15 protein-coding genes are annotated in these 15,610 nt (G+C 66.7%); 11 read left to right on the top strand and 4 right to left on the bottom strand.

Features of this window, described 5'->3' with window-relative positions:
- The first annotated feature begins 16 nt into the window (after positions 1-16).
- From AC1DIN_RS07565 to AC1DIN_RS07555, 3 genes are all read left to right on the top strand, one after another.
- The gene (locus AC1DIN_RS07565; RefSeq protein ID WP_441471424.1) at positions 17-931 is read left to right on the top strand and encodes a LysR family transcriptional regulator; all 915 of its coding nucleotides are present in this window, start codon (positions 17-19) and stop codon (positions 929-931) included.
- Positions 932-1,024: 93 nt separating this feature from the next.
- Entirely contained in the window at positions 1,025-2,248 is a 1,224-nt protein-coding gene (locus AC1DIN_RS07560) for an NAD(P)/FAD-dependent oxidoreductase (protein ID WP_476809255.1), read from the top strand.
- A 15-nt stretch (positions 2,249-2,263) separates the two neighbouring features.
- The gene (locus tag AC1DIN_RS07555; RefSeq protein WP_476809254.1) at positions 2,264-2,770 is read left to right on the top strand and encodes a DinB family protein; all 507 of its coding nucleotides are present in this window, start codon (positions 2,264-2,266) and stop codon (positions 2,768-2,770) included.
- A 161-nt stretch (positions 2,771-2,931) separates the two neighbouring features.
- Here the strand turns inward: AC1DIN_RS07555 and AC1DIN_RS07550 are convergent, their stop codons facing one another.
- On the bottom strand, positions 2,932-3,417 hold the full coding sequence (locus AC1DIN_RS07550) for a GNAT family acetyltransferase (protein WP_476809253.1): 486 nt from the start codon (positions 3,415-3,417) through the stop codon (positions 2,932-2,934).
- A 180-nt stretch (positions 3,418-3,597) separates the two neighbouring features.
- Between AC1DIN_RS07550 and AC1DIN_RS07545 the strand changes: the two genes are divergently transcribed.
- The 5 genes from AC1DIN_RS07545 to AC1DIN_RS07525 all read left to right on the top strand — a co-directional run bounded on the left by AC1DIN_RS07545 (position 3,598) and on the right by AC1DIN_RS07525 (position 7,714).
- The gene (locus AC1DIN_RS07545) at positions 3,598-4,230 is read left to right on the top strand and encodes a LysE family translocator (protein ID WP_476766106.1); all 633 of its coding nucleotides are present in this window, start codon (positions 3,598-3,600) and stop codon (positions 4,228-4,230) included.
- Positions 4,231-4,239: 9 nt separating this feature from the next.
- On the top strand, positions 4,240-4,806 hold the full coding sequence (locus tag AC1DIN_RS07540; protein ID WP_476809252.1) for a chromate transporter: 567 nt from the start codon (positions 4,240-4,242) through the stop codon (positions 4,804-4,806).
- A complete protein-coding gene (locus AC1DIN_RS07535) occupies positions 4,806-5,345 on the top strand; it encodes a chromate transporter (protein ID WP_441471418.1) in 540 nt (179 codons plus the stop codon). The genes AC1DIN_RS07540 and AC1DIN_RS07535 overlap by 1 nt, the downstream gene beginning before the upstream one ends.
- 99 nt (positions 5,346-5,444) lie before the next feature.
- On the top strand, positions 5,445-6,371 hold the full coding sequence (locus AC1DIN_RS07530) for a cation diffusion facilitator family transporter (protein WP_476809251.1): 927 nt from the start codon (positions 5,445-5,447) through the stop codon (positions 6,369-6,371).
- 134 nt (positions 6,372-6,505) lie between these two features.
- On the top strand, positions 6,506-7,714 hold the full coding sequence (locus AC1DIN_RS07525) for a M20 family metallopeptidase (protein WP_476809250.1): 1,209 nt from the start codon (positions 6,506-6,508) through the stop codon (positions 7,712-7,714).
- A gap of 7 nt (positions 7,715-7,721) precedes the next feature.
- On the opposite strand, the gene AC1DIN_RS07520 is transcribed toward AC1DIN_RS07525, so the two are convergent.
- Complete coding sequence (locus AC1DIN_RS07520) at positions 7,722-8,291, bottom strand: TetR/AcrR family transcriptional regulator (protein WP_476809249.1); 570 nt, start codon at positions 8,289-8,291, stop codon at positions 7,722-7,724.
- A gap of 118 nt (positions 8,292-8,409) precedes the next feature.
- Between AC1DIN_RS07520 and AC1DIN_RS07515 the strand changes: the two genes are divergently transcribed.
- A complete protein-coding gene (locus tag AC1DIN_RS07515; protein WP_476809248.1) occupies positions 8,410-8,634 on the top strand; it encodes a hypothetical protein in 225 nt (74 codons plus the stop codon).
- 12 nt (positions 8,635-8,646) lie between these two features.
- On the opposite strand, the gene AC1DIN_RS07510 is transcribed toward AC1DIN_RS07515, so the two are convergent.
- Together AC1DIN_RS07510 and otsB are read right to left on the bottom strand one after the other, a co-directional pair.
- The gene (locus AC1DIN_RS07510) at positions 8,647-10,488 is read right to left on the bottom strand and encodes a glycoside hydrolase family 15 protein (protein WP_476809247.1); all 1,842 of its coding nucleotides are present in this window, start codon (positions 10,486-10,488) and stop codon (positions 8,647-8,649) included.
- Positions 10,489-10,498: 10 nt separating this feature from the next.
- Complete coding sequence (otsB, locus tag AC1DIN_RS07505; protein WP_476809246.1) at positions 10,499-11,299, bottom strand: trehalose-phosphatase; 801 nt, start codon at positions 11,297-11,299, stop codon at positions 10,499-10,501.
- A 279-nt stretch (positions 11,300-11,578) separates the two neighbouring features.
- On the opposite strand from otsB, the gene otsA reads away from it, so the two are divergent.
- Positions 11,579-13,132: an alpha,alpha-trehalose-phosphate synthase (UDP-forming) gene (gene otsA / locus AC1DIN_RS07500; protein ID WP_476809245.1), complete on the top strand. Its 1,554-nt coding sequence runs from the start codon at positions 11,579-11,581 to the stop codon at positions 13,130-13,132.
- Between the two features lie 182 nt (positions 13,133-13,314).
- Positions 13,315-15,582, top strand: coding sequence for a phosphoenolpyruvate--protein phosphotransferase (gene ptsP, locus AC1DIN_RS07495; RefSeq protein ID WP_441471410.1), 2,268 nt, complete (start codon positions 13,315-13,317; stop codon positions 15,580-15,582).
- The last annotated feature ends 28 nt before the right edge of the window (positions 15,583-15,610 follow it).

The following is a 15,610-nucleotide window of genomic DNA, read 5'->3' as shown; positions in this document are numbered from 1 at the left end:
TTGGTGAGAAATTCTCATGGATGATGCACTCGTTCCCGGCCGCCTCTCGGTGCCCTCGCTCTCCGCGCTCGCCGCCTTCGAGGCGGCTGCCCGGCATGGCAGCTTCACCCGTGCGGCGGAGGAGCTCAACCTGACGCAGGGCGCGGTCAGTCGCCAGGTCGCGCATCTGGAGAAAGTGCTCGGCGTCAGCCTGTTCGAGCGCGTCAAGAAGCGGGTGAGTCTGACCGCGGCCGGCGCCGCCTATGCTGCCGAGATCCGGGACGGACTCTCGCGGCTTGCCGCCGCGACCGTCTCGGCCATGGCTTTTCGCGGGGCAGCAGGGGTGTTGAACCTCGCGACGCTGCCGACCTTCGGCACGCGCTGGCTGATCCCGCGCCTGCCGCGCTTCATCGAGGCGCATCCCGGCATCACCATCAACTTCACCACGCGGCTGGTGCCGTTCGATTTCGCCCGCGAGCAGGTCGATGCTGCCGTGCATTTCGGGGCGGAGAGCTGGCCGGGCGCGCGGCTGCACCGGCTGATGGGCGAGGAGGTTGTGCCCGTCGCCGCGCCGTCCCTGCTTGTGCGCGCCGGTATCGCCGCCCCGGCCGACATGCTGCGCGTGCCGCTGCTCCAGCAATCGACGCGTCCGCGCGCCTGGGCCAACTGGCTGGAACAACAGGGGCTGGCGCCTGAACGCGCGCTGATGGGGCCGCGCTTCGAGCAGTTCGCCATGATCGCACAGGCGGCGGTGGCGGGGCTCGGGCTCGCCATCGTGCCACGCTTTCTGGTCGAGGAGGAGTTGCGCTCGGGCTCGCTCGTCATCCCTATCGACAGGCCGGTGACGGGCAAGGACGGCTATTACCTTGTCTATCCCGAGGAGAAGGCCAATCTGCCGACGGTCGTCGCCTTCCGAGACTGGCTGCTCGGAGAATGTGCGCCGACGAGTTGAGGCGCCTCTCGACAAGCGCGGCGTGCTCAGTCATTCATGCGCGAAATTCACCAACCCGGCTTCCCGCCCGAAGCCGGCCGCGCGAGGCCTGCCATGCCGCCCGTCTCCGAAAGCGCCGATGTCGTGATCTGCGGTGGAGCCGCGATCGGTTCCTCCGTCGCCTATCATCTCGCCGCCGATCCCGGCTTCACCGGCAAGGTCGTGGTGCTCGAGAAGGACCCGACCTATCGCTTTTCCGCCTCTGCGCTTTCCGCCGCCTCGATCCGCCAGCAGTTTTCGAGCGCGGTGAATATCCGCATCTCGCTCTTCGGCGTCGATTTCCTGCGCAATATCGGCCAGCACCTCGCCGTCGACGGCGAAGTCCCGGCGATCGACCTGCATGAGGGAGGCTATCTCTATCTCGCGAGCGAGGCAGGGGCGCCCGTCCTTCACGCCAACCAGAAGCTGCAGGCGGCCGAGGGTGCCGACATCGCCCTCTACGATCCCGCCGCGCTGAAGCAGCGCTTCCCCTGGCTCAATGTCGAGGATCTCGCCTGCGGCACCTTCGGCGTCAGCGGCGAGGGCTGGTTCGACGGCTGGGCGCTGCTCCAGGCCTTCCGCAAGAAGGCGCGCAGCCTCGGCGTCGAGTACAGGCAGGGCGAGATCGCCAGCTACGTCACCGAGGGCGGCCGGGTTACTGCGGTCGAGCTTGCAGACGGCAGCCGCATCGCCTGCGGCGCCGTAGTCAACGCCAGCGGCACCCATGGCGCGAAGCTCGCCGCTACTGCAGGCATTTCCATCCCGGTGAAGTCAATGAAGCGCTATGTCTTCACCTTCACCTGCAAGGGCGATGTCGACGGCTGCCCGCTGTTGATCGACACCACCGGCGCCTGGTGCCGGCAGGAGGGCAAGCGCACCGCGGAAGGCCAGCTCTTCATCGGCAGCTGCTCGCCGCTGACGCCCGAGCAGGACGTGGAATGGATCGAGTCCGATCCCTCCGCCGAGGATGTCGACTGGGGCTTCTTCGAGGAGGTGGTCTGGCCCTCCCTCGCCAACCGCATCCCGGCCTTCGAGCAGATCAAGCCCGGACGCGCCTGGGCCGGGCCCTATGACATGTGCGGCCTGGACCACAACGCCATCGTCGGCCCTGCGGTTGGCTTGCCCAACCTCTATCTCGCCAACGGCTTCTCCGGCCATGGCCTGCAGCAGTCGCCGGCGGTTGGGCGCGGACTTGCCGAGCATCTTGCGCATGGCGGCTATCGCTCGCTCGACCTTGCCGATCTCGGCCACGAGCGCATCGTTGCGGGCAGGCCGCTCAAGGAGGCCAACGTCATCTGACGAGGAGGCACCGCCATGGTCGATCCCGCTTTCGTCCGGACCATGGCCCGCTACAATGCCTGGCAGAACCGCAGCCTGATGGCTGCGGCCGACGGGCTGAGCGACGAGGCCCGCAAGCTCGACCGCGGCGCCTTTTTCAAGTCGATCCACGGCACCTTCAACCACATCCTCTGGGCCGACGAGGTCTGGCTCAGTCGCCTGATCGGCAGCGAGAAGCCGTCCGTCGGCGGTCGTGATTCTGCTGTCTATTTCGAGGGCTGGGCGCAGTGCTGCGCGCGCCGCCGCCTGCGTGACCAGGCCATTCTCGACTGGGCGGAGAGCGTCGAGGCCGATTGGCTGCGCGGAACGCTGATCTGGTATTCTGGCGCGGCCGGCCGCGAGATGGGCAGGCAGCGCGCCTTCGTGATCGCGCATTTCTTCAACCACCAGACTCATCATCGCGGCCAGATCCACGCCATGCTCACGGCGGCGGGAGCAAAGCCGGATGATACCGACCTCTTCCTCGTCGACGAGGTGCGGTGAGGGGCGCCCGGCAATTCAAGTGCGGTCATCCCGGGCGACCGTAGGGAGACCCGGGATCCATGCCTGAGCTTTTATCGGGTGGGTTCAGGCATGGATCCCGGCTCTTTGCTTCGCTCCGGCCGGGATGACGCGCGTTTGGGTCTGCGCGTTTTGAGCCTCGGTTAAACGTCCGCAGGATCGCCGTCTTCCTCATCGCGATCCGGCGGCACCGCCGCCGTCGCGTTCTGGCTGAGCTTCTGGAACAGGCCGAGCCCGACCAGCGCCAGCACGGCGAGCAGCATCAACAGGCCGGGATAGACGACGTCCCCCATCGTCTCGCGCGAGGTCTTGGCGATCAGCACCAGCGATTCCAGCGAGAGCGCCACGATCATGATCGACATGAACTTGGTCAGCGATCCCCGCGCCTCGGCCGGCCGGCGCATCTCGCGATCGGCGACGACCTCCTCCTCGAACAGGAACTTCCCGACATCGGCCACGGCGACTGCGATGATGACGAGTCCAATCGCGTCGAGCATCGTGTCGAGCGCGCCGTCGCCGGTCCAGAAACCGTGCGAGGTGCGCCAGACCGCGACGCCGATCAGGATGATCGAGGCTCCCAGCAGCGCGAAGGCGATGATGGTGTAGAGCAGCCGGCTGAACAGCGTCATATCTTCCCCCCGATCCGATTGCTGGCGACAACCGCCCGCACAGCGGCGGGTTCCGTCACAGCGCCCCGCGGCGCTTGTCTCGATGTATCGACAGCATGCATGGCGGCTCCTGCAGCGGAGCCGATTGCCGGCTATCGCGTTCCATGCTCCAAGCGCGAAGTTCCGCCGGAGCGCTTGCCGATGCCCGAGACGACGACCCTCATCACCTTCGCCCTGATCGCGCTCGGCATGGTGCTGACGCCCGGCCCAAACATGATCTACCTGATCTCGCGCTCGATCGCGCAGGGCAGGGGCGCGGGCCTGATCTCGCTCGGCGGCGTGATCCTCGGCTTCTTCGTCTACATGTTCTGCGCCGCCTTCGGCATCACGGCGCTGCTCTTCGCCGTTCCCTATGCCTATGACGCGCTGCGGCTGGGCGGCGCGGCCTATCTGCTCTGGCTCGCCTGGCAGGCGGTGCGCCCTGGCGGACGCTCGCCCTTCCATGTCCGTGACCTGCCGCATGACGGGCCGCGCAAGCTCTTCGCCATGGGCTTCCTGACCAGCCTGCTCAATCCCAAGATCGCGATGTTCTATCTTGCGCTGCTGCCGCAGTTCATCGACCCGGCCGCCGGCGACGTGCTGGCCCAGTCGGTCGTGCTCGGCTTCATCCAGATCGCGATCAGCGGCAGCGTCAACGCCCTGATCGCGACGGCTGCCGGCAGCATCGCGCTGTTCCTGAAGACGCGCCCGTTCTGGTCGCTGGTGCAGCGCTGGCTGATGGGCACCGTGCTCGCCGGCTTCGCACTGCGCATGGCTATGGAGGCGCGGCGCTAGCCGTCCCGGATGTCAGCTCTCGAACCCGCGACGGACGCTGCCCGGCCGAGCCTGCCGAACCTTTTCACTGGCTTTCTCAAGATCGGGATGATGGGGTTCGGCGGGGTCGGACCGGTGGCGCGCCATATCATCGTCGCCGAGCGCAGCTGGCTCGACGATCGCGGCTATGCCGACATGATGGGCATCTGCCAGGCATTGCCCGGCGCGAACACCGTCAACGCCGCCGTTATGCTGGGCGACCGCTTTCGCGGCGCGGCCGGCGCTTTGACCTGCGTCTTCGCTCTGATGGCGATGCCGCTGCTTTCGCTCGTGGCAATCGCTAACATCTACGGCGCTGTTTCCGATCATCCGCTGGCGCGGGTCGCGCTGACCGGCGCTGCCGCCAGCGCTGCCGGGCTGATCCTCGGCACGGCCGCACGGCTGCTCACGAAAGCCGGCCTCGCCCGCTGGGCCTGGGTGATGGCGGCCGCCGCCTTTATCGCGGTCGGGCTTCTGCGGCTGCCGATGCTGCCGACTCTGCTGGTGCTCGTCCCCCTTGGACTGGCAGCTGCCTCTCTGGGCGCGCGGCGGGTCTGATGGAGCGCGGCATCTTCGGCCAGCTGGTCATCACCTTCGGCACGATCTCCCTGATGGCGATCGGCGGCGCCAATGCCGTGGTGCCGGAAATCCACCGCCAGGTCGTCGAGATCCTCGGCTGGATGGATGCGCCGACCTTCGCGCGGCTCTTCGCCATCGCGCAGACGGCGCCCGGCCCCAATATCATGCTCGGCAGCATCGTCGGCTGGCATGTCGCCGGGATAAGCGGTCTGCTGGTCGCCACGGTGGCGATGCTGCTGCCGTCCTCGCTGCTCGCGCTCGCCTGCAACCGCGGACTGCAGCGCTATAGCGACAACCGCATTGTTCGGATTGTGACGCTCGCTCTGGTGCCGATCGCGCTCGGCCTGATGCTCGCGAGCGGGGCCGTCGCGACGCTCGCAGCCGATGCCGGCCTTTTCGGCTTCGCGATCACGGCGGCGACCACCTTGGTGACCTATCGCTCCAAGTTGAATCCGCTGGTGCCGATGGCTGCCGGGACGGTCATCTATGTCGCGGGTTGGTACGCGGGCCTCGTCTGACCGCTCCGGTGGCCCGAGCCGGGCGGACCCTTCGCGAATTGGCGCTCCGCCCGTCGGATGTGTAGGATCGGCCGCCGGCCGCGGTCGAGGGGGCCTTTCGTGCAGACCGAGCAAAGCGTCCTGCGTCTCTCGATCGCCGTCACCTTCCTGCTCGCCGCAGCGGGCATCGTCTTCGGCCTTCTCTCCGGCTCCTTCGCGATCGTCTTCGATGGCGTCTACGCTTTGACGGATGCGGCGATGACGATCGTCGCGCTGCTGGTAGCGAATCTGATCACGTCCTCGACCGCGCAAGGCGCCGTCAGCGGCAGGTTGGTCAAGCACTTCACCATGGGTTTCTGGCATCTGGAGCCCATGGTCCTCGGGCTCAACGGCGTCCTTCTGACCGGAGCCGCGGTCTATGCGCTGATCAACGCGATCGGCAGCATCATGGCCGGCGGCCGGCACCTCGCCTTCGATTATGCGATTGTCTATGCGGTCCTGACGATGCTGATCGCCTTCGCTATGGCGGTCTACGGCAAGCAGGCCAACCGGGATCTCCATTCGAACTTCGTCGCGCTGGATGCCAAGGCCTGGGCGATGTCGGGCGGCCTCAGCGGTGCCCTGCTCGTCGCCTTCGTCTTCGGTTACGCGATCCAGGGGACGCGGTTCGCCTGGATGCTGCCCTATGTCGATCCGGTCGCGCTCGCGCTGGTCTGCATCGTCGTGATCCCCATGCCGATCGGCACGATCAAGCAGGCCCTGGCCGACATCTTGCTCGTGACGCCTGCCGATCTGAAGCGCCATGCCGACAACGTCGCGGAAGACATCGTCCGTCGCTACGGCTTTGCTACCTACCGCTCCTATGTCGCGCGGGTCGGCCGCGGACGACAGATCGAGCTATATTTCATCGTGCCCAAGGACGAGCCGGCGAAGAAGCTGGAGGAATGGGATCGCATTCGCGACGAGATCGGCGAGGCGATCGGCGACGATACGCCCGACCGCTGGCTCACCATCGTTTTCACCACGGATCCCGAATGGGCCGATTGAGCCCGGCCTCGGCGCCGCTCCGACTGGTATGCGCACGGTGAATGGGGTCTCCGCCGCCGTTTCCCGTTGCCGCGAAAGGCCCAGCCTATAAGCTGCCCGGCATTGTCCCATCCGGAACGAATGCGAGTGAGCCGATGAGCGCTTTGACCCCCGAGGAACAGAAGGTCACCGAGTGGCTGGCGAGCCGCAAGGAAGGCATGGTCGCGCTGCTCCGCGAACTGGTCGACACCGACTCGGGCTCCTACGACAAGGCCGGCGTCGACCGGGCAGGGGAGGTCGTGGCGCGCTTCCACAAGGCGAACGGGCTCGATGTCGAAATCGTGCCCGACACCCGCTTCGGCGATGCGGTCAAGGCGCGCCTGCGCAATCCGACGGCCAACGACCAGCGTCCCGTGCTGCTCCTCGGCCATCGCGATACCGTCTTCCCGCAGGGCGAACCCACGCGGCGGCCTTTCACGATCAAGGGCTCGCGCGCCTATGGGCCGGGCGTCGCCGACATGAAGGGCGGCATCGTGATCTCGGCCTTCGTCGCCGCGGCTTTCTCCGAATGCGGCGGCTTGGCCTCGCCGTTGCTGATGCTCACGACCAGCGACGAGGAGATCGGCTCGCCGTCCTCCCGGCCGGTGATCGAGGAGGCGGCGCGTGAGTCGCGCTGCGTCTTCAATGCCGAGCCCAGCCGCCTGCCGGGCGGTACCGATTTCGCCAGGGATCACAAGCAGTCGGTCACCAGCGGGCGCAAGGGTGGCGTTTTCATGCGGGCCGAATTCACCGGCAAACCGGCCCATTCCGGCGCCAATTACGAGAAGGGCGCCTCGGCCATCGTCGATCTCGGCCACAAGATCCCCAAGCTGCAGGGTCTCACCGATCTGGAGAAGGGCATCACCGTCAATGTCGGGCTGATCGGCGGCGGCCAGACGGTCAACACCATCGCTCCGAGCGCCTGGTGCGAGATCGACCTGCGCTATGTCACCGCCGCCCAGCGCGACGAGATGGTCGGCAGGATCAAGGCGATCGTCGAGGTGCCGGAAGTGCAGGGCACCAGCGCCGTGCTCTCCATCAAGGGCGAGTTCCTGCCGCTCGAGCGCTCGCCGGAATCGGCGGCCCTGTACGACACCTATCGCGAGGCGGCGGCCGCCTTCGGCATCGGCGTCACGGCGGAGTTCACCGGCGGCTGCGCCGATTCCGGCTTCACCGCCGCGCAGGGCACGCCGACGCTGTGCAGCGTCGGCCCGATCGGCGGCATGGCGCATACGCCGGACGAGTTCCTCGAGGTCGAGAGCCTCGTGCCGGCGGCGCAGGTGCTGGCGCTTGCCGTGATGCGTGCCGCCGCGAAGGTCGGCTGAGAGCGGTTCAGCGGCAGAGCAGATCGATCTTGCGGCTGAGCGAGGGCTCGTCCTCGCTCAGCCGGTCGGTCAGCACGTGCAGCCAGTTGAAGCCGACCCAGAGCTCGAGCCGGTCGTCGATCTCCTCCGCTGCGAACTCGCCGCGCTCGGCGGCGCGCATGAACATCTGCCGTGGCGCCGCCAGCCTCTCCGGCATGAACTTGAAGCGCAGCGCGGCGAGCGCGCTTTCGCTGCTCTGAGCCTCGGCGATCAATCCCCGGAAGACGCGCCCCGCCGTATCCTCGCGCCAGAACCGCCAGAGGTCTCTGGTGTAGCGCAGAAGGTCGGCGCGCAACGAGCCCTCGTCCGGCACGGGGATCGCGGCGTCCTTTTCCGCGCCGTAGACGTCAATGAACAGATCGGCCTTGTTCGGCCACCAGCGGTAGATCGTCGGCTTGCCGGCACCGGCACGGCGGGCGACCTCCTCGATCGAGAAGCCGGCATAGCCCTTCTCCGCCAGCAGATCCCGCGCCGCCGCCTTCACGGCCGCCTCCGTCTCGGGGCTGCGCCGCGCGCCGATCGAGGCGCGGCGCTTCATGCGCGGTTCCATAGCATTCCCGTCCCTGTCGGTTCGCGGTCTCGCCTTGACATAACGAAACGGGCCGTTTAGTTCAACCAATCGAAACGGTCCGTTTCGTTATGAATAAGGCCATCACATGGGCACGCCTTCTTCCCTCTCGCGCCTTGCGGCACGCCTGCGCTTCCTGGCGGTTGCGACTGCCGGTGCCTATGGCGCCATCAATCTCCTGCTGGCTCTCCTCGCGCCGTTGACGCAGGGATGGCCGACGCTCGGCGTCACGGCCTTGGCCGTGCCGCCGATGGTGCTGGCGATGGTCTACGGGGTGATCCCGATCGCGTTCCGTTTCGGTTCGCCCCGCTGATGCGCGGCGCGCTCAGAACGCCTCCTCCCAGTCGCGGCTGAGGCGCATCGCGCAGTTGATCAGCCCGACCATCGAATAGGTCTGCGGGAAATTGCCCCAGAGCTCGCCGGTTTCGAGATCGGCATCCTCCGAAAGCAGGCCGAAGCTGTTGCGTCGCTTCAGGATGCGCTCGAACAGCTCCTTGGCCTCCTCGCTGCGCCCGATCGTGTTCAGCGCGTCGACATACCAGAAGGCACAGATCAGGAAGCCGGTGTGCATGTAGCCGAAATCGTCCTGCGTCGCGTAGCGCAGCAGCAGGTCGCCGCGCCTCAGGTCGCGGCCGATCGCCTCGACGGTGGCAATGAAGCGGGCGTCATCCGGCGTGACGAAGCCGATCTCGGCGAGGAGCAGCAGCGTCGCGTCGAGATCCTGGCCGTTGAAGGTCGAGACAAAATGGCCCTTCTCGCCGTTCCAGATGCGCTCGGTGATGGTCGTCTTGAGCCGCTTCGCCTCGCCCTTCCAATATTCCTTGCGATCTGCACGCCCGAGCGTGCCGGCGATGCGCGCGAGCCGGTCGCAGGCCGCCCAGCACATCACGCTGGAGAAGGAGTGCACTGCTTCCTTCTCCCGCAGCTCCCAGGGGCCGGCGTCGGGCTTGTCGAACACCGAGATCGCCAGCTCGCCCATGCGCTCGAGCTGGCTGAACAGCGTATCCTTGCCGGGCTGGATCAGGCGGCGGTCGAAGAAGGAATGCGTCGCCGCCAGCACGACCGCGCCATAGCCATCATTCTGGATCTGCACTGCCGCGCCGTTGCCGAAGCGCACTGGCTGATGCCCGCGATAGCCTGAAAGGTTCGTGGCCTCGAATTCGATTAGCGTGCCGCCGCGCGTGATCGGATAGAGCGGCGGCAGGTGCTCGGCGCCGCTCTCCGAGAAGGTGTCGACGATGTTGGTGATGAAGCCGAGATAGTCCTCCATCGTCCGCGTCGTGCCGAGCCGGTTGAGCGCATGGACGACGAAATAGGCGTCGCGCAGCCAGCAATAGCGGTAGTCCCAGTTGCGCTGGGTGCCCGGCGCCTCCGGAATCGAGGTCGTTAGCGCCGCGACGATCGCGCCGGTTTCCTCGAAGGAGCAGAGCTTGAGCGTGATCGCCGCGCGGATCACCTCCCGCTGGTACTCGAACGGGATCGACAGGGAGCGCACCCAGTCGCGCCAGAAATCGGTGGTCTTGTCGAGAAACTCGCGGGAAGTCGTCTCGATCTCGGCGCGCAGCGCCTCATCCGTGCCGATGAAGAAGGAATAGGTCTGGTCGACGGCGAAGGGAACGCCGTCGACGATATAGGAGATCGGCGCGTTCGTGGTCAGCCTGATCGTCTGGTCGGCGCCGACGAAGCGCACATGGTTGGAGCCGCGCGTGATCTCGTCGGGCTCTTCTCCGATGCCGAGGCAGGGCTTGACGAGGACGCGGATACGCGGCCTGCCCGAGATGCGGCGCACGCGGCGTACGAGCTGCGGCGGCCGGAAGAAGCGCTCGTAGCGCACGAAGCGTGGCGCGAAATCGAGGATCTCGATGGCGTTGCCCTGATCGTCCGACAGCACGGAGGAGAGGATGGCGGTATTGTCGAGATAGCCCTGCTCGCAGCGCGTCATGCCGACGAGCTCGATGGCGAAGAAGCCCTTGTCGAGCTCGTCATTGCCGTCATCGGCCTTGTTGTTGATCAGCGAGCAGAACACCGGATCGCGGTCGAAACGCGGGAAGCAGCCCCAGACGATGCGGGCACGCCGGTCGATGAGCGCGGCGATCGAGCAATTGCCGATCACGCCGAGATCGAGCGAGGCGGAGCGTTGCCCCGCGGCCGTGGTCGTTACGGTCATGGCCAGACCCTTAGTCCTGGGAGAAGCTGGAAGCGGCGAGGCCGCCATTCTCGGCGGCTGCGAGAAGGATATGCCGCAAGGCGGTCGGCGAGGCGAGGCGGATCGTCGCCAGGCTTTCCCGATCTGCGCCGATCCGGATCGAAAGCCCATCCATGGCGTTGACCGTCTCGAAGCCGTCCTCGTCGGTGATGTCATCGCCGATGAATACGGGGCGGCGGCCTGCATAGGCCGGCGTCGCCATCAGCATAGCGATGGCGCTGCCCTTGCTCGCGTTGGCCGGCACCAGCTCGGCGACAGACTTGCCCTCCTGCAGGCGCACGGACGGCCCGAGCTTCGCGGCCGCCTTGCGCATCAGATCCAGCGCCTCGTCCTTGAGTTCGGGCGCGAGCCGCCAGTGCAGTGCGGTCGATATCCGCTTGTCCTCGACGATGATGCCGACATGGCTGTTGGCGAAGCGCACGAGGTCCCGCACCGCCTCGCGCATGTGTTCGGGGGGGGCGGATTGGGACCGGAGCTCGCCGCCCATCCGAATCTGTGCGCCGTGCAAACCGGCGATGTCGAAGCTGTAAGGTGCCAGCATCTCGTCGAGAAAGGCGATCGGGCGTCCCGACACCAGGGCCAGCGCGCCGCCAAGCTGGCTGCGCAGGCTTTCCAGCGCCGGGGCGACGCGCCGGTCGAGCTGGACATCCTCGGGTGAGGGCGCGATCTCGACCAGCGTTCCGTCAAAATCCAGGAACAGCGCGATCTGCTCCCCCTCCGCAGCGATATCGCGGGTGCTCGGGACAGTTTCCGGTTCGATCAATGTCGTCATCGCTTTCTATTTGGGCAGGGAAGACGGCAGAAGAACGGCTGTCCTCGCTGACAATCCTTTCTCATCGTCCGCACGCGGCTATCGGCGCGGAAAAATCGTCATCGGGGTTGTCTCATTCTACTGTTCGCCCGATAGTGGCGATCACGATTTCACCGCAGCACTGCCACCGCTTCGCCATGCGGCCAGCGCTGCACCCTGGAAACATTACGCCTGCCTGGGCGTTCTGTTCCTGCCGCCGGTGGCAAAAATCGGGCGGCCGTCCTGGAGAAATTCGTCGCTATGCGCCTCATCGTCGTTTCGAACCGCGTCACCATCCCCGATCGTCAGGAAAAGGCAACGGCGGGCGGACTGGCGGTGGCGCTGCGCGAGGCGCTCGAGCAGCATGGCGGCCTCTGGTTCGGCTGGAGCGGCGGCGTCAGCGACGCGGCGGTCCATGACGTCCGGCAGGTCCAGCGCGGCAACGTGACCTATGCCGTAACCGACCTCAGCGAGGCCGAACGGCAGAGCTATTATCTCGGCTTTTCGAACCGGGCTCTCTGGCCGCTGATGCATTACCGGCTGGGGCTGACCGATTTCCAGCGCAGCGACTATATGGGCTATCTCGGCGTCAATCGCCGCTTCGCGCGGGCGCTGGCGAGCCTCATCCAGCCCGACGACGTCATCTGGATCCACGATTATCATCTGATCCCGCTGGCAGCGGAACTGCGCCGGCGCGGTGTCAGCAACCGTATCGGCTATTTCCATCATATCCCCTGGCCCTCCGCCGATGTGATGGGGGCCTTGCCGTTCAGCGGGACACTGATCCGCACCATAGCCGCCTATGATCTGGTCGGCATGCAGACGGAGCTCGATGTCCGCAACCTGATCGGCGGGCTGGAGGCGCTGTGCGGCGGCCGTAGCGACGGGCGGCGCGTGCGTGTCGGTACGCGCGAGACCGAGGTGCAAGCCTTCCCGATCGGCATCGACGTCGAGGGTTTCCGCCGCCTTGCCACGGCCTCGACGCGTCAGGCGCCGACACCGCTTCGGGCCACGCGGGAATCGCTCGGTGAGCGCAAACTGGTCGTCGGCGTCGATCGGCTTGATTATTCCAAGGGCATCGTGCAGCGCCTCGAAGCCTTCGGCGAGTTCCTGCGCAGCCATCCCGAGCACCGCGGCAATGTGAGCCTCCTGCAGATCGCCCCGCCTTCGCGCAGCGACGTGCCCGAATATGCCGAGCTCGACCGTCTTTCCGACGAGGTTGCGGGCAGGCTGAACGCTCAGCTCGGCGAGTTCGACTGGACGCCGATCCGGGTGGTCAAAAAGGCATACTCGCGCAGTGCGCTCGCCGGCTTCTATCGCCGCGCGGAGGTCGGGCTCGTCACCCCGATGCGGGACGGGATGAATTTGGTCGCCAAGGAATATGTCGCGGCGCAGAATCCTGCAGATCCGGGTGTCCTTGTCCTGTCGCGCTTCGCTGGCGCTGCCCAGCAGATGCGCGAAGCCCTGATCGTCAATCCCTACGATGCCCATGAGGTGGCGGATGCGATCCGTACCGCGCTCGCTATGCCCAAGGCTGAGCGTATCCGCCGTTTCGAGACGCTTTACGCCACGATCACCGCGACGGACATCGATTGGTGGACGCAGCGATATCTCGACGCGTTGGCGGGCAGTGGTGCCATGCCGGGCGCCGAAGCTGAGCACATGAAACCGAGAACCGGGACCCGGCGCCCCGCGCGGGCCGCCGCCAGCGCGAAGCGGCCGTCGCAGGATGCGAAGAGCCGCAAGGTCTCGAAAGAATCACCGCGGAAGCAAGGGCCCCGCGCAGTGTCTCATTTGGCGGTGGTTCAGCCATGAGACCTTGTCACAATCGCGACGAAGACGGTCGAAATCTTGGGGGGATGTTTCACAGCCTGCTCACAGCCCTTGCCGAATAAGGTCTTTGGTCGCTAGAAGGCAGCATGGCCGGGGCGGGCGACTCGGGTCGGACAGGCATCGTATCGTCGATGGCTGAGGAGGCGGGCGGAGGGCTGAGATCGATGCGAGGTGCTCTCGGAGGACCGGGCGTTCTGTTGCGCCGCCTCCGCGAGGTCATGGCCGCATCGATCAGCCCGCAGGAGCGGCTCGATCGGCTCGTCGTCCTGATCGCGGGCAATCTCGTCGCGGAAGTCTGTTCCGTCTACGTCCTGCGCGAGGACGGCTCGCTCGAGCTCTACGCCACCGAGGGCCTCAACCGCGAGGCGGTTCACCTCACGACCATGCGTGCCGGGGAGGGCCTCGTCGGCCTGATCGCGAGCGAGGCCGAGCCGCTGGCACTTTCGGATGCGCAGGCGCATCCCTCCTTCTCCTACCGGCCCGAGACGGGCGAAGAGGTCTATCGCTCCTTCCTCGGCGTGCCGATCCTGCGTGGCGGCGCCGTGATGGGCGTGCTCGTCATCCAGAACCGGGCCTCGCGCATCTACTCCGAAGAGGAGATCGAGAGCCTCCAGACCACCGCCATGCTGATGGCGGAGATGATCGCGGCCGGCGGATTGAAGTCGCTGGCGGCACCCGGCGCATCCATCGGTCTCGATCGGCCGATCCATGGCGTCGGCGTTATCTTGGCTGATGGCGTCGGTCTCGGTCATGCCGTGCTGCACGAACCGCGCGTCGCGATCAGCAACCTCATCGCTGAAAACCCGGCTGCCGAGGTCAGCCGCCTCGAAGCCGCGATCGGCGAGATGCGTGCCTCGATCGACGAGCTGATCGAGCGTGGCGACGTCGCCCATACCGGCGAGCACCGGGACGTGCTCGAGACTTTCCGCATGTTCGCTCACGATCAGGGCTGGCTGCGCCGGATGCGCGAGGTCGTGCTCACGGGCCTGACCGCGGAGGCGGCGGTCGAGCGCGTCCAGTCCGACACCCGTGCGAAGATGCTGCGCCAGACCGATCCCTATCTGCGGGAGCGGCTGCACGATCTGGACGATCTCGCCAACCGGCTCCAGCGCACCCTGCTCGGCAAAGCCAATGGCGTCGCGCATGAGAAGTTGCCCGAGAATGCGATTCTCGTCGCTCGCTCCATGGGACCGGCCGCTCTGCTCGACTATGAGCGCGCGCATCTGCGCGGCCTCGTTCTGGAGGAAGGCGGCCCGACGAGCCACATCGCCATCGTCGCCCGAGCCCTCGGCATTCCCGCAGTCGGCGAGGTCGCCAATGCGACCGCGCTCATCCAGGCGGGTGACGCCATCATCGTGGATGGCCAGGCCGGCGAGGTGCAGATCCGCCCCCAGCCCGACGTCGAGAACGCCTACAAGGACAAGGCTCGGCTGCGCGCCCGCAAGCAGAAGCAGTATGAGAAGCTGAAGGAGCTTCCGGCGGCGACCAAGGATGGTGTTGCGATCACACTGCAGATCAATGCCGGCCTGATCGTCGACATGCCGAACATCGAGGCGACGGCGGCGTCGGGTATCGGGCTCTTCCGCACCGAGCTGCAGTTCATGGTGGCACAGCACATGCCCACCACCTCCGAGCAGCAGGCGCTCTATGCGGCCGTGCTGGACGCGGCGGGCGAACGGCCCGTGACCTTCCGCACCCTCGATATCGGCGGCGACAAGGTGTTGCCCTATATGGAGCGGGTCGAGGAGGAGAACCCTGCGCTCGGCTGGCGGGCGATCCGCATCGGGCTCGACAAGCCGCGCCTGCTCCGGGCGCAGCTGCGCGCGATGCTGCGTGCAGGGGCCGGGCGCGATCTCAAGATCATGCTGCCGATGGTCGCGACCACGGACGAGTTCCGTCGCGCCCGCATGATCATCCGCCGCGAGCAGGCGATGCTGGAGAAGCAGGGCGTCGCCCCGCCGCGGGATCTGCGCGTGGGCGTGATGGTGGAAGTGCCTTCGCTCCTGTTCGAGCTGCCGGAAATCTCGCGCGAGGCGGATTTCCTCTCGATCGGGACGAACGACCTGATGCAATTCCTGTTCGCGGCCGACCGCGAGAACAAGCGTGTGGCGGACCGGTTCGATCCGCTCGGCGTCGGTGCCTTGAGGGCGCTGCGCCGGATCGTCGACGCGGCCTCGGAAGCCGGCTGCCCGGTGACCGTTTGCGGCGAGATGGGCGGCAAGCCGCTGGAGACCATGGCTCTGATCGGCCTGGGTTATTGCGGCTTCTCGATGTCGGCTGCCTCGGTTGGCCCGGTCAAGGCGATGTTGCGTGCGCTCGACGTCCGCAAGCTCCGCGAGCGCATGGACTGGATGCTGGCTTCGCCGGAAGGCGCCGCCAGCCTGCGCCCGCAGCTCGCCGCCTTCGCGGCTGAATTCAAGGTCCCGGTCTAGCGACGCTCATTGTCGCGCCCGGCCTCTC

Source organism: Allobosea sp. 05T438 (assembly GCF_056396025.1).
This window is presented reverse-complemented; position numbering and strand designations above follow the sequence as displayed.